The organism is Diaphorobacter oryzae DSM 22780 (genome assembly GCF_059568935.1).
This window is the reverse complement of record NZ_JCANUL010000001.1, coordinates 512,075-525,488: the sequence shown is the minus strand read 5'-3', so window position 1 is coordinate 525,488 and position 13,414 is coordinate 512,075. Positions and strand designations below refer to the sequence as shown.

The window sequence follows — 13,414 nt, the reverse complement described above, 5'->3', positions numbered from 1 at the left end:
CGGCCCAACGACAAAATGGGATTGACCTTATGTGCGAGCGTCATAACGCCATGGCGTTACATGCGCTACGTGCGCGGCCAGCCCGCCAGATGCTCCTGCGCGATGCGGCTGAGCGCCGTAATCCACGCATGGCTGTCGTTCAGGCAGGGGATGTAGCGGAACTCCTGCCCGCCCGCCTGCAGGAAGGCGTGGCGCGCCTCCTGGTTGATCTCCTCCAGCGTCTCCAGGCAGTCGCCGGTGAAGCCGGGGCACATCACGTCCACGCGGCGCGTGCCCGCCTGGGCCAGCGCGACCAGCGTGGGCTCGGTGTAGGGCTCCAGCCATTGGGCCTTGCCAAAGCGCGACTGGAAGGTCAGCTGGTACTGCTGCGGCGCCAGGCCCAGCGCATCGGCCAGCAGGCGGGCGGTGGTGTGGCACTGCTCGGCGTAGGGGTCGCCCAGGCGCACATTGCGCGCGGGAATGCCGTGAAAGCTCATCACCAGCTTGTCCGCGGGCCCGCCCTCGCGCTGCCAGTGCGCGCGCACGGACTGCGCCAGGGCGCCGATGTAGTCCGGGTGGTCGTGGTAGCTGTTGACGAAGCGCAGTTCGGGGAAGTGGCGCGAGCGGCGTACCCAGGCGGCCACGTCGTCCACCACGCTGGCGGTGGTCGTGCCCGAATACTGCGGGTACAGCGGCAGCACCAGCACGTGCTCCACGCCCTCGGCCTGCAGGGCCTGCAGTTGGGCGGCGATGGCGGGTTGCCCGTAGCGCATGGCGGGCAGCACGCGTACCTGCTGGCCGGCCTCGCCCAGCCAGCCGCGCAGCATCGTGGCCTGCTTGGCCGTCCACACGGCCAGGGGCGAGCCCTCGGGCGTCCAGATCGTGGCGTACTTGGCGGCCGACTGGGCCGGCCGCGTGCGCAGGATGATGCCGTGCAACAGCGGCAGCCAGAGCGCGCGCGGGATCTCGACCACCCGCGGGTCGCTCAGGAACTGCGCTAGGTAGCGGCGCAGCGCGGCGGGCGTGGGAGCATCGGGCGTGCCCAGGTTGCACAGCAGGACGGCGGTACGTGGCTGGGGTGCAGAAACGGTGGAAGCTGGGGCAAGTTCGGCAGAGGATGGGGAGCGCATGGGGTGATTGTGGCAAATGGCCGGGGCCTGCCAACGGCTGCGCTGGAGTATCCGTGGAGTATTCTTGGCGGCGCCATGTCTACCGCACCCTCTTTCGCTTCGCCCCCTGCCGCCACGCCCGCTGCTGGCACGACACGGCCCGCCACCGCGCATGCGCTGGACCCGTCGCGCATACGCGCCATCACACTGGATCTGGACGACACGCTGTGGCCCGTCTGGCCCACCCTGGCGCGGGCCGAGTCTGCGCTGGCCGGCTGGCTGGCCGCGCATGCCCCGGCCACGGCGGCGCTGTTTACCGACGCGCAGGCGCTGCGCGCCATTCGCCTGCGCATGGCCGACCTGCGCCCCGATCTGCGGCACGACCTGGGGGCGCTGCGGCGCGAGTCGATTCGGCTGGCGCTCACGCAGGCGGGCGACGATCCCGCGCTGGCCGAGCCGGCGTTCGAGTTCTTCTTCGCCGAGCGCCATCGCGTGGACCTGTTTGCCGACGCACTCGAGACGCTCGATTTCCTGTCCACGCGCTACCCCGTCGTGGCCGTGTCCAACGGCAATGCCGACGTGCACCGCATCGGCATCGGCCACTATTTCAAGGCCAGCCTGAGCGCCGGCGCGCTGGGCATTGCCAAGCCCGACGCGCGCATCTTCCATGCGGCGGCGCAGGCCGCCGGCGTGGCGCCCGCGCAGGTGTTGCATGTGGGTGACGATGCGTTGCTGGACGCGCAGGGCGCGCTGGACGCGGGCATGCAGGCCGCGTGGCTGAACACGGCGCGGGCCGAATGGCCGCACGGCGCGGCGCCCCATGCCACGGTAGACAGCCTGCGCGCGCTGTGCCGGCTGCTGGCCTGACGGGCAATGTTGCGCCGCGCCAGGTGTTGGCCATTTTTGCTATGTTATTAATAGCTATTGGCGCTTGCTAGGCGGGCGCTGTGGCCTGAAAAGCCACCGGCCTACCCGGTGTGCGCGGGCGCGGCCGGTGGCGGAGCTCAGGCGGCCACGGGCTTGCGGGCCAGGAAGTCGCGGATGGCGAACAGCGTCTCGTCCGGCGCCTCGGTCATCTGGTGGTGGCCCACGGGCAGACTGGCCGTCTGCACGTCCTTGCCAGCGGCGCGCGCGGCGCTGATCAGGCCCTGCGCGGCCTTGGGCGCCGTCATCTGGTCCTGCGCGCCCAGCGCGAACAGCACCGGGCACTGGATGGCGGCCATGGCCTGCTCGCCATTGGCATAGCTGTCGCAGGCCACGAAGCCGCGGTGGAACACGTTGACCTGCGGATTGCTGCGCAGCACGCGCCGGCCCAGTGCCATGCCCGCGCCAAACACCCAGAAGCCGGCCCCCGACGGCGGCGCCAGGGTACTGCGCGAGAACACGTTGACCATGCGCAGTGCCTGCTCCGGGTTGGACTGGGCGGCCTCGATGAGCGCGGGCGACACCTTCATGGGATAGGCCGTGCCCACCAGCACCAGGTGGCTGACGCGCGCACCCAGGCGGGCGGCGGCCTCCAGCGCGATCAGCGAGCCCCAGCTGTGGCCCACCAGCGCGGCTTGGGCGATGCCCAGCGCGTCGAGCAGGGCGCCGATGAAGTCGGCCGCCTGCTCCACGCTGGCGGGCGCATCGCCGCCGCTGCGGCTGTGGCCGGGCAGGTCCACGGCCAGCACGTTCCAGCCGTGGTTGGCCATGTAGCGGCTTTGCAGGGCCCAGACGCTGTGGTCGTTGAGCACCCCGTGGATGAACACCACCGTGGGCTTGGCCGCGTAGAAGGGCTTGCCGCCGGTGTAGCAGTAGGTCTGTGCGCCGTTGACTTGCACGTACATCACGCACCTGCCTTTCCGCCGAGCTTCTCCGCGGCCTTCAGGGCGCGCTTGAGGTCGTCGATCAGGTCGTCGGGATCTTCCAGGCCGATGGACAGGCGGATCGTGCCCTGGCCGATGCCGGCCTGCGCCAGCGCCTCGTCGCTCATGCGGAAGTGCGTGGTGCTGGCCGGGTGGATCACCAGGCTGCGGCAGTCGCCCACGTTGGCCAGGTGGCTGAAGACCTTGAGCGTCTCGATGAACTTCTTGCCCTGCTCGCGGTTGCCCTTGAGGTCGAAGCTGAACACCGAGCCCGCGCCGCGCGGCAGCAGGCGCTGCGCCAGCTGATGGCTGGAGTGCGACTCCAGCAGCGGATGGCCCACGCGCGCCACGAACGGCTGGCTGGCGAGAAACTGCACCACCTTCTCGGTGTTGCGCATATGGCGTTCCATGCGCAGCGGCAGGGTCTCGATGCCCTGCAGGATCAGCCAGGCCGTGTGCGGGCTCATGCAGGCGCCGAAGTCGCGCAGGCCCTCGCGCCGCGCGCGCAGCAGGAAGGCGCCGACGGTGCTTTCCTCGGTGAACACCATGTTGTGGAAGCCGTCGTAGGGCTGGGTCAGCTCGGCAAACTTGCCTTGCGAGCGGGGGCCGTCCCAGTCGAAGCTGCCGCCGTCGACCACGATGCCGCCGATCACCGTGCCGTGGCCCGACAGGAACTTGGTGGCCGAGTGGTAGACCAGGTCGGCGCCATGCTCGAAGGGCTTGATGAGCCAGGGCGAGGTGAGGGTGGAGTCCACCAGCAGCGGCACGCCGGCGTCATGGGCGATCTGCGACACGGTGGGGATGTCCAGCACGTCCAGGCCGGGATTGCCCACGGTTTCACCGAAGAACAGCTTGGTGTTGGGGCGCACGGCCGCCTTCCAGCCGTCGATGTCGCCGGGCTTCACGAAGGTGGTTTCGATGCCGAAGCGCGCCAGCGTGTAGTGCAGCAGGTTCTGCGAACCGCCATAGAGCGCGGTGCTGGCCACGATGTGGCTGCCCGCGCCCATCAGCGTGGCGATCGACAGGTGCAGCGCCGCCTGGCCGCTGGCCACGGCGATCGCGCCCACGCCGCCTTCGAGCGCGGCCACGCGCTGCTCCAGCACCGCGTTCGTGGGGTTGCTGATGCGGCTGTACACATGGCCCGGGCGTTCCAGGTTGAACAGGGCGGCGGCGTGGTCGCTCGACTCAAAGACGAACGAGGTGCTCAGGTGGATCGGTACGGCGCGCGCTCCTGTGGCGGGATCCGGCTGCGCGCCCGCGTGCAGCGCGAGCGTGTCGAAGCCGGGGTCGGAATATCCGGGCATCCATGTCTCCAAAGTGGTGAATCAACGCACCATTGTGGGCTATATTTCCCAGAGGAAAGGGCTGCACGCAGCGCCTGCGGAACCATTCGGAGATACCCATGAAAGTCAGCGACATCCTCCGCCTCAAAGGCAACACCCTGTACACCGTGCATCCCGACGAGCCGCTGGCCCGTGCAGTCGAGGCCATGGCCGACAAGGACATCGGCTCGCTGGTGGTGATGGAGCATGGCGACCTGGTGGGCATGCTGACCTTCCGCGAGGTGATCCAGGCGCTGACGAAAAACGGCGGCAGCGTTGGCACGATGCTGGTACGCACGGCCATGGACGATGCGCCGCTGACCTGCACGCTGGAGACCGACATGGACGAGGTGCGCCGCATGATGCTGGGCCGCCATGCGCGCTACATGCCGGTGATGGACCAGCGCATGCTGATGGGCGTGGTGAGCTTCTACGACGTGGCCAAGGCCGTGGTGGACAGCCAGAATTTCGAGAACAAGCTGCTCAAGGCCTACATCCGCGACTGGCCCGCGCAAGAGGCCCGTCCCGCCAACTGAGGCGGTTTTCAAGCCAAATGGGCTGCCAGCGCTTACCTATCAAGCGCTTGCAGCTATTTTTTTGATAGCGTTGTGCGCTGCGTGCACCGCACGGTGCGCGGCCTGGCCCTCTGGGATAATCGCGGCCCATGAGCGGCAACACACTTGGCACCCTTTTCTGCGTCACCAACTTTGGTGAATCCCACGGCCCGGCCATCGGCTGCGTGATCGACGGCTGCCCGCCGGGCATGGCGCTGTCCGAGGCCGACATCCAGGCCGACCTGGACCGCCGCCGCCCGGGCACCAGCCGCCACGTCACGCAGCGCAACGAGCCCGACGCGGTGGAAATCCTCTCGGGCGTGTACGAGGGCAAGACCACGGGCACGCCCATCGCGCTGCTGATCCGCAACACGGACCAGCGCAGCAAGGACTACTCCAACATCGCCCAGAGCTTCCGCCCGGGCCATGCCGACTACGCCTACTGGCACAAGTACGGCCTGCGCGACCCGCGCGGCGGCGGCCGCTCGTCCGCGCGCCTCACCGCGCCCACCGTCGCAGCCGGCGCGGTGGCCAAGAAGTGGCTCAAGGAAAAATTCGGCACCGAGTTCCGCGCCTGCATGACGCAGCTGGGCGAGCTGCCCATTGCCTTCGAGAGCTGGGACCATGTGCCCCACAACCCCTTCTTCGCCCCGGTGGCCGATGTGCAGGCCTACGAGGACTACATGGATGCACTGCGCAAGAGCGGTGACTCCTGCGGCGCCCGCATCCGCGTGCAGGCCTCGGGCATGCCCGTGGGGCTGGGCGAGCCCTTGTTCGACAAGCTCGACGCCGACATCGCCCATGTGATGATGGGCCTGAATGCCGTCAAGGGCGTGGAGATCGGCGCCGGCTTCGCGAGCGTGGCCCAGCGCGGCACCACGCACGGCGATTCGCTCACGCCCCAGGGCTTTGCGAGCAACAACGCGGGTGGCGTCGTGGGGGGCATTAGCACGGGGCAGGACATCGAGGTGTCCATCGCCATCAAGCCGACCAGTTCCATCATCAGCCCACGCGAGTCCATCGACATCCACGGCCAGAGCACGGAGGTCATCACCAAGGGCCGCCACGACCCCTGCGTGGGCATTCGCGCGGCGCCCATCGCCGAGGCGCTGCTGGCACTGGTGGTCATGGACCATGCGCTGCGCCACCGCGCACAATGCGGCGACGTGGCGCTGCCCGTGGCGCCCATTGCGGCCGCGCGTATCGGTTGAGTGCCAAAAATGGCTGCAGCGCCCGTCCATTGGGCGCTGGCAGCTATCAATAGGGGAGCGCTGGTTTACTTGCGCACTTCATCGACCAGCGCGCGGAACTCGTCGATGTCCTCGAAGCTGCGGTACACGCTGGCGTACCGCACGTAGGCCACCTTGTCGAGCTTCTTGAGTTCGCGCATGACCAGTTCGCCGATGCGGCTGGAGATCACCTCGCGTTGCGCGAGGTTGAGCAGCTTTTCCTCGATGCGCTCGATGGCCGAGTCGATCTGCACCGTGCTCACCGGGCGCTTGCGCAGCGCCAGTTTGAAGGAGCCGAGCAGCTTGTGGCGGGCGTACTCGACGCGGCGGCCGTCCTTCTTGACGATGGTGGGGAAGTTGACTTCCGGCCGCTCGTAGGTGGTGAAGCGCTTGTCGCAGGCGCCGCACTGGCGCCTGCGTCGGATGAAGTCCCCGTCCTCGGACACACGGGTTTCAACGACCTGGGTGTCCGGATGGCTGCAGAAAGGGCACTTCATCGCTGCGGCTGTTCCGGCGGCGGATCAGCGGTAGACCGGGAAGCGGCTGGTCAGTGCGTGCACCTTGGCGCGCACGGCTTCCAGGTTGGCCTCGTCGTGCGGGTTGTCCAGCACGTCGGCCAGCAGGTTGGCCGTGATGCGCGTTTCCTCTTCCTTGAAGCCGCGCGTGGTGATGGCGGGCGTGCCCACACGGATGCCGCTGGTCACCATGGGCTTCTCGGGATCGTTGGGGATCGCGTTCTTGTTGATCGTGATGTGGGCCTTGCCCAGGGCGGCCTCGGCCGCCTTGCCCGTGATGCCCTTGGCGCGCAGGTCCACCAGCATGACGTGGCTCTCGGTACGACCGCTCACGATGCGCAGGCCGCGCTGGATCAGCGTTTCCGCGAACACCTTGGCGTTCTTGGTCACCTGTTGCTGGTAGGCCTTGAATTCGGGCGACAGCGCCTCCTTGAAGGCCACGGCCTTGGCGGCGATCACATGCTCCAGCGGGCCGCCCTGCAGTCCGGGGAAGATGGCGCTGTTGATGGCCTTCTCGTGCTCGGCCTTCATCAGGATGATGCCGCCGCGCGGGCCGCGCAGGCTCTTGTGCGTGGTGGAGGTCACCACGTCGGCGTGGGGCACGGGGTTGGGGTACTCACCCGCGACCACCAGGCCTGCGTAGTGGGCGATGTCCACCCAGAAGATGGCGCCGACTTCCTTGGCGATCTTCGCGAAGCGCTCGAAATCGATGCGCAGGGCGTAGGCGGAGGCGCCGGCGATGATCAGCTTGGGCTTGTGCTCGCGGGCCTTGGCTTCCAGCGCGTCGTAGTCGATCTCTTCCTTCTCGTTCAGGCCGTAGGAAACGACGTTGAACCACTTGCCGCTCATGTTCAGCGGCATGCCGTGGGTGAGGTGGCCACCTTCGGCCAGGCTCATGCCCAGGATAGTGTCGCCGGGCTTGAGGAAGGCCATGAGCACGGCCTGGTTGGCCTGCGAGCCGGAGTTGGGCTGCACGTTGGCCGCCTCGGCGCCGAACAGCTGCTTGATGCGGTCGATGGCAAGCTGTTCGATGACGTCCACGTTTTCGCAGCCGCCGTAGTAGCGCTTGCCGGGGTAGCCTTCGGCGTACTTGTTGGTGAGCTGCGAGCCCTGTGCGGCCATCACGGCGGGCGAGGCGTAGTTCTCGCTCGCGATCAGCTCAATGTGCTCTTCCTGGCGGCGGTCTTCGGCCTGGATGGCGGCCCACACCTCGGGATCGGTTTGTTCGACAAGAATATTGCGTTGGTACATGGCAGTCCGATGAACTAAGTGTCCCTTGGCAATCAAGGGCTGCCCAGGCGAACGACGGATCGCTGCGGGGCTACTGCCGTCCGCGCGGCACGCTCCCCAGTGGTTTGCAGAAAACAGGGTTTCTGCCGGTTTCCACGTCAGCGGCGGAGCCCTGTGGGCCTTCCGCGCCTATCGCCAGTTGCGTGCACCGTTAGTGTAGCTGACGGCGCACGCTGCAACGCGGGTGAGCGCGCCTCACACCTTGCCGAGCAGGGCGACTTCTTCGCTGGCGGTCTGTGTCGTTGTGGGGGCCTCAGGCGTTGCCGGCGCCTTGGTGGACAGCACGGGCGGCGTCGTAGGATGGCTGCCGGCCACTTGGCGCAGGCGGAAATGCTCGGCCAGCACCTTGGCGGCGTAGCCGCCGTCATCCGGCAGGTTGGCGGCGCCCACGTAGTAGCGCAGTCCACCCTCCAGCGACCCTGCGCGCGCTATGCATTCCTGCAGCACCTTCACGCCCACGCGCAGGTTGGCCACGGGGTCGAATGCGGCTAGTTTGCCGCCGAAGCCCTCGTACTTTTCGGTGTGCACGCGCGTCATCACCTGCATCAGGCCCTGGGCGCCCACGGAGCTTTGTGCAAAGGGGTTGAAGCTCGATTCCACGGCGATGATGGCTAGAATCAGCGTCGGGTCCAGCTTGGTGCGCGCGCCAATGTCATAGGCCTCGGTCACCAGGGCCGCCAGGGGTTCGGGGGCGACGCGGTACTTTTTGCTAAGCCAGAAGGCCACGGCGGCCTGATCGCGCGGCAGGTCTTTGGGGTTGATCGCCGTCGCGCGGTCGCTGGCGATCGGTTCCATCGGAAAGCCGACTTCCGCGACCTGGCGGGCCTGGAGCCAACCCATGAGCTGCTCCTCGCCCGCCTCGCGCAGATCGGGGCGCGCCGTCAATGTGATTGCCGCAAAGGCAACGGCCAGCCCAAGTAGGGCGAAGCCGCTGTGAGTCACTTCAAGGAAACCGCTGATCACATCGGCCGCGAAGGTGCGCACGCCGGCAATCATTCTTCCTGATGCTGTCATAGCTTTTCCTTTCTGAGCCGAGTCCTGAGAAGGGAGCGCCATGAACGGGCTCGTGAGGACTCGGTCTTGCCAGGCTCTCTTGCCTGGATTGGTGTGCCATCCAGTCCATGCCCGGCGCATGGCACCGTGGGCTTTTGGTGGACTGTCGTAGCCGAAGGTGGCAACGGCTAGGGTTTTTACTAGGCCTGAATTTTGAGGCTGGCGGATTCTAGAAGCTCTCTAAATTCATGGTCAACACTAACATTTCTATTTTTTAGATTAAAAAATTCTAAAGATACTGTAAAAATCCACAGAAATGAGGCTACCCAGGCGTGTTTTTGGGGCGGAGTCCAATTGAAGCAGTTGCGGCGAAATGAAACTCCCAATCATGGGTTCCTCATCATTGAGAAAAGCTGTTGGAAAGTGCCCGTCAAGTTTGCTACCTTAGAAGCGCCTGAGTGATTCAGGCATCCGCCGGAAGAGGCGAAACCAACTTGATGAAAGGCATGTAGTGCTGCATCAGGCAATTGGTCCATCGCTTTCAAGGCAAACCCTGGAGGCAATACCTTGCCTCCTGCACCGGGGACGACCATCTCCACGGTGCAAAAGATGGCTAAAGACCTTTGTGTCAGCCGTCAAGCCCGGTGAGCGGAGTGTTTCCGTTCACCGGGCTTTCTTTTTGCTGTTTTTTACATTGTTGTGGTGGCGTTCACTGATCCAATAGCGTGGGCAGTTCAGAGAGTCGCGTGTTCCGCATCATGCAAACAATCAAGAATCATCGATGGGCGAAGCGCCTGGCGTGGCCGTTGGGCGGCTTGCTATTGCTCTGGGTATTGGCCTGGCTGATCATTCCTCCCGTCGCTCGGGGGCAGATTGAGCGGCATGCCTCGGCCCTGTTGGGGCGTACGGTTACCGTTGCCAAGGTGGAGTTTCTGCCCTGGACGCTGGAGGCCACGGTGCACAGGCTGTCCATTGCATCCCAGGACGGCAAGACCTCCCAGGCCCAGATTGAGCGTATCTATATAGATGCCGAGTTGCAGTCTCTATGGCGGCTGGCGCCGGTGATCGATGCACTGCAGGTGGATGGCCCAGTGCTGCATGTCACGCAGACTGCGCCCGGTCGCTACGACTTCGATGACGTCCTGGCGCGCCTTGCGCAGCCGCAGCCCGAACCGGACCAGGCATCGCCGTTGCGTTTTGCGCTCTACAACATTGCGCTGCAGGGTGGCTCGGTGGATTTCGATGACCGAACGGTGGGCAAGGTGCACACATTGCGGCAGATGCAGCTCCATGTGCCGTTTTTGAGCAATCTTTCGGCGGATCGCCAGGTCAAGGTGGCGCCCAGGCTGGCTTTCGAGTTGAATGGCAGCCCATTCGATTCGGCCGCTCAGACCTTGCCTTTCGCGGAGGACCGCAAGACCGAGGCCAGCATGCAGATCAAAGGCTTCGACCTGGGGCCTTTTGCCGGTTACATACCGGATAGCGTGCCTGTGCGGCTCAAGGCGGGCGTGCTGGATGCCGATCTGAAGCTGGGTTTTGAGCAGGAGGCCGGGCCCCTGCTCAAAATCAGCGGCGTGGTGGATCTGCGTGGCGTGGAAACGACCGATGGTGAGGGGGAGCGGCTGTTGGATTTCGACGCCCTGCATGTGGCGATCAAGGATGTACGGCCCTTGCAGCGCAGCGTGGACATCGAAGCCATTAACTGGCGTGGTGCGCACGCGCGGCTGCGCAGGGATGCCGCTGGTGCCTTGGCGATTCCCGGTCTGGCGCAGACCCCGGCCAAGGGCGGGGCCGCCGAAGCCGGAGCGGCGCCGGCCTCGCAGCCTGCTGGTGCGGCAGGGGCTGCTCCATGGCAGTTCCGGCTCGGGCGGCTGAGCCTGCGCAACAGCACGGTCGATTGGCTGGATGCCAGCTTGCCGGGTGGGAAGGCGGCCTGGATGGCCAAGAACCTGCAGCTGGATGCTTCGGCCATTGCATTGCCGTTCGCGCAGCCGCTGCAATTTCAAGCCAGTGCAGAGTTGTCAGGCGGCGGTGCCGATGGCGATGCGGCCCGGTTGGCGGTCCAGGGCCAGGCGACCGATGTGCTGGCGCAGGCCGCCGTCTCCATTCGCGGATTGTCCCTGGGCATGGCAGCGCCGTATCTGGCGAGCGTGCTCAAGCCATCGTTGATCGGCATGCTGGACGCGGACGTAGGCCTGGCTAAGAACGGTGACGCCATGGCGGCCAAGCTCGCAACGTTGTCGCTGGACAAGCTTGCCTTGGGTTGCGCGGGAGGCGACAAGTGCCAGACCCTGCGCAGGGCCGGAATGGTGGATGTGGCTCAGACCTCGCTGCTTGAGCTGGGGCGCTTGGAGATGAGCGATACCCTGGTGTCACTCTCGCAGCGGCAGCTGACCTTGGGACCAGTGACCCTGAAGCAGCCGCGTGTGCTGGTCGCGCGCGCGGCGACGGGTGGTTGGATGTTCGAGGATTGGTTGGCCGAGGCGCCCGCGGCATTGCCGCAGTCCCGGCCTGCTGTTGCGCAGGCAACCGAACACAAGCCGTGGACGCTGAAGTTGGCAGCCGTGGATGTGGAGGGCGCAAGCCTTGCGTTTCGCGATGCCACGGCGGTGAGGCCGGTAGCGCTCAATCTGTCCGGACTGCAGGCACAGGTGAAGAATGTGGCCCTGGCCGATGGCCGGCTGGCTCCGGCCATGGTGCGCGTGGATACGCGGGTGGCGGCTGGCCGTGCCGAGCCGGGGCGACTGAGCTACGAGGGTTCGCTGGCCATGGCCCCTCATCTGACCGTTCAGGGCAAGCTGCGTGCGCAGCACGTGCCGCTGCACGCGTTCGAGCCCTATGTGGCGCCGGCCTTGAATGTGGACATTCTCCGTGCCGATGGCAGTTTCACGGGGGATATGCGCTACGTGCAGGAGACCGCGGGCCCCATGGTGTCGGTGGCGGGGGACGTCTCCCTGGATGAGGTGCGAGTGCGCGCCGCGGCCGATGACGCCAAGGATGACCAGGAAGAGGGCGGCTCGCGCGTGGCAGCGCCGGGCGAGGAGCTGCTGCGCTGGAAGTCCCTGGGCCTGCGTGGAGTGGCCGTGGACCTCAAGCCGGGAAAGCCGCTGGTGCTGGATGTGAAGGAGACGGCGCTGAGCGATTTCTTCGCGCGCATCATCGTGCAGGAAAATGGTCGCCTCAATCTGCAGGACATTCGCAAGGCGCCTGCGCCTGAGCAAGCCGTGGCCGCGGCAACCCAGGCGCCTGCCGCTACCGGAACGCAGGCTGCAGGCAGTTCGGCGGCCGTGCATCCGGCCGATCCGATGGCGCCTGAGATACGGTTCGGTCCCGTGGCGCTGACGAATGGCGCGGTGCGTTTCACGGACCATTTCATCAAGCCCAATTACTCGGCGGACCTCAGTGAGTTGAATGGCCGGCTCAGTGCATTTTCTTCGGTCGTGGCTGCGGCAGGCACGGAGCCGCAGATGGCGGAGCTGGAGTTGCGCGGCCGCGCGCAGGGAACGGCCTCGCTGGAGGTGACGGGCCGGCTGAACCCGCTGGTCACGCCCCTGGCTCTGGATATTCAGGGGCGCATGCGTGACCTGGAATTGCCGCCCCTGTCGCCCTACAGCATCAAATATGCGGGGCATGGCATAGAGCGCGGCAAGCTGAGCATGGATGTCTCCTACAAGGTGCAGCCCGATGGGCAGCTCACGGCCGCCAACAAGCTGGTGCTCAATCAGCTGGCCTTTGGCGACCCCGTGGAGGGGGCGCCCGCCAGCCTCCCCGTGCGATTGGCCGTGGCCCTGCTGGCCGATCGCAATGGCGTGATCGATGTGGAACTGCCCGTCAGTGGCTCGCTGAACGACCCGGAGTTCCGTTTGGGCGCCGTCATCCTCAAGGTCATCGGCAATCTCATCATGAAGGCGATCACGGCGCCGTTCTCACTGCTGGCAGGCGCACTTGGTGGTGCGGATGAGCAGGGCGCCATTCCCTTTGCCGCGGGCAGCGCCGTCCTGGACGAGCGTGCACGCCAGCAGCTCGACAAGATTGCCGAAGAGCTGAACAACCGGCCGGCGCTCAAGGTGACCGTGGTGGGATGGGCCCAGCCGGAGGCCGAGCAGGAGGCGTGGAAACGGCTGCGCTTGCGCGATCTGGCGCAGGCGCAGAAGCGCCGCGCGGCGGTCAGGGCCGGTGATTCGGCGGGTGATGTATTGCCGGTCAGCGACGAGGAATATCCGGTCCTCCTCAAGGAGGTCTACCAGCGTGCCGACATCAAGAAGCCCCGCAACCTGATCGGCTTGGCCAAGGACCTGCCGCAAGGCGAGATGGAGGGACTGCTCCTAAAGAGCATTGAGGTGCCCGGCAATGCCATGCCCGATCTGGCTCTGGCGCGTGGTGTGGCGGTGCGTGACTATCTTGCGAGCAGGCAGGTCGGACTGGACCGTCTGTTCGTGGGTGCCAGCAAGTTGCAGCCGGTGGAAGAGGGTGCCGCCGCATGGGTGCCCAAGGCAGAATTGACGCTCGCCACGCGCTGAGTCCAAGGCAGAAACAAGGTCTTGCAGCCTGGCCTGGGCCGAGCCGGTACAGTAGT

At 66.2% G+C, this 13,414-nt stretch carries 10 protein-coding genes and 1 riboswitch; of the genes, 4 read left to right on the top strand and 6 right to left on the bottom strand.

Annotated features, from left to right (window positions below; translation table 11 throughout):
- Positions 1–65: 65 nt before the first annotated feature.
- Positions 66–1,109: a ferrochelatase gene (hemH, locus tag BP68_RS02385; protein ID WP_496368707.1), complete on the bottom strand. Its 1,044-nt coding sequence runs from the start codon at positions 1,107–1,109 to the stop codon at positions 66–68.
- A gap of 75 nt (positions 1,110–1,184) precedes the next feature.
- Here hemH and BP68_RS02380 point away from each other — a divergent pair, with 75 nt between their 5' ends.
- Positions 1,185–1,955, top strand: a complete 771-nt coding sequence (locus BP68_RS02380) for an HAD family hydrolase (protein WP_496368705.1) — start codon at positions 1,185–1,187, stop codon at positions 1,953–1,955.
- A gap of 137 nt (positions 1,956–2,092) precedes the next feature.
- Here BP68_RS02380 and BP68_RS02375 read toward each other — a convergent pair whose 3' ends face one another.
- Positions 2,093–2,917: an alpha/beta fold hydrolase gene (locus BP68_RS02375; RefSeq protein WP_496369058.1), complete on the bottom strand. Its 825-nt coding sequence runs from the start codon at positions 2,915–2,917 to the stop codon at positions 2,093–2,095.
- Positions 2,917–4,239, bottom strand: a complete 1,323-nt coding sequence (locus BP68_RS02370) for an O-acetylhomoserine aminocarboxypropyltransferase (protein WP_496368703.1) — start codon at positions 4,237–4,239, stop codon at positions 2,917–2,919. The genes BP68_RS02375 and BP68_RS02370 overlap by 1 nt, the downstream gene beginning before the upstream one ends.
- Before the next feature lie 98 nt (positions 4,240–4,337).
- On the opposite strand from BP68_RS02370, the gene BP68_RS02365 reads away from it, so the two are divergent.
- Both BP68_RS02365 and aroC read left to right on the top strand, forming a co-directional pair.
- On the top strand, positions 4,338–4,793 hold the full coding sequence (locus BP68_RS02365; RefSeq protein WP_496368701.1) for a CBS domain-containing protein: 456 nt from the start codon (positions 4,338–4,340) through the stop codon (positions 4,791–4,793).
- 128 nt (positions 4,794–4,921) lie between these two features.
- Positions 4,922–6,022 carry a chorismate synthase gene (gene aroC, locus BP68_RS02360; protein ID WP_496368699.1) on the top strand — a complete coding sequence of 367 codons (1,101 nt, stop codon included), beginning with the start codon at positions 4,922–4,924 and terminating at the stop codon, positions 6,020–6,022.
- A 65-nt stretch (positions 6,023–6,087) separates the two neighbouring features.
- Here aroC and nrdR read toward each other — a convergent pair whose 3' ends face one another.
- The 3 genes from nrdR to BP68_RS02345 form a co-directional block, all read right to left on the bottom strand.
- On the bottom strand, positions 6,088–6,537 hold the full coding sequence (gene nrdR / locus BP68_RS02355; protein WP_496368697.1) for a transcriptional regulator NrdR: 450 nt from the start codon (positions 6,535–6,537) through the stop codon (positions 6,088–6,090).
- 24 nt (positions 6,538–6,561) lie between these two features.
- Positions 6,562–7,806 (bottom strand): serine hydroxymethyltransferase, encoded by a 1,245-nt coding sequence (gene glyA, locus BP68_RS02350; RefSeq protein WP_496368695.1) that lies wholly within the window; start codon positions 7,804–7,806, stop codon positions 6,562–6,564.
- 34 nt (positions 7,807–7,840) lie between these two features.
- Positions 7,841–7,998, bottom strand: a riboswitch (ZMP/ZTP riboswitch).
- 42 nt (positions 7,999–8,040) lie between these two features.
- Positions 8,041–8,859, bottom strand: coding sequence for a lytic transglycosylase domain-containing protein (locus tag BP68_RS02345; RefSeq protein ID WP_496368693.1), 819 nt, complete (start codon positions 8,857–8,859; stop codon positions 8,041–8,043).
- A 737-nt stretch (positions 8,860–9,596) separates the two neighbouring features.
- Between BP68_RS02345 and BP68_RS02340 the strand changes: the two genes are divergently transcribed.
- Positions 9,597–13,358, top strand: a complete 3,762-nt coding sequence (locus BP68_RS02340; protein ID WP_496369056.1) for a DUF748 domain-containing protein — start codon at positions 9,597–9,599, stop codon at positions 13,356–13,358.
- Positions 13,359–13,414: the final 56 nt, after the last annotated feature.

Excerpts from the sequence above, each read along its gene's own strand:
- hemH (WP_496368707.1), bottom strand. The coding sequence starts at position 1,109 with ATGCGCTCCCCATCCTCTGCCGAACTTGCCCCAGCTTCCACCGTTTCT.
- BP68_RS02380 (WP_496368705.1), top strand. The coding sequence starts at position 1,185 with ATGTCTACCGCACCCTCTTTCGCTTCGCCCCCTGCCGCCACGCCCGCT.
- BP68_RS02375 (WP_496369058.1), bottom strand. The coding sequence starts at position 2,917 with ATGTACGTGCAAGTCAACGGCGCACAGACCTACTGCTACACCGGCGGC.
- BP68_RS02370 (WP_496368703.1), bottom strand. The coding sequence starts at position 4,239 with ATGCCCGGATATTCCGACCCCGGCTTCGACACGCTCGCGCTGCACGCG.
- BP68_RS02365 (WP_496368701.1), top strand. The coding sequence starts at position 4,338 with ATGAAAGTCAGCGACATCCTCCGCCTCAAAGGCAACACCCTGTACACC.
- aroC (WP_496368699.1), top strand. The coding sequence starts at position 4,922 with ATGAGCGGCAACACACTTGGCACCCTTTTCTGCGTCACCAACTTTGGT.
- nrdR (WP_496368697.1), bottom strand. The coding sequence starts at position 6,537 with ATGAAGTGCCCTTTCTGCAGCCATCCGGACACCCAGGTCGTTGAAACC.
- glyA (WP_496368695.1), bottom strand. The coding sequence starts at position 7,806 with ATGTACCAACGCAATATTCTTGTCGAACAAACCGATCCCGAGGTGTGG.
- BP68_RS02345 (WP_496368693.1), bottom strand. The coding sequence starts at position 8,859 with ATGACAGCATCAGGAAGAATGATTGCCGGCGTGCGCACCTTCGCGGCC.
- BP68_RS02340 (WP_496369056.1), top strand. The coding sequence starts at position 9,597 with ATGCAAACAATCAAGAATCATCGATGGGCGAAGCGCCTGGCGTGGCCG.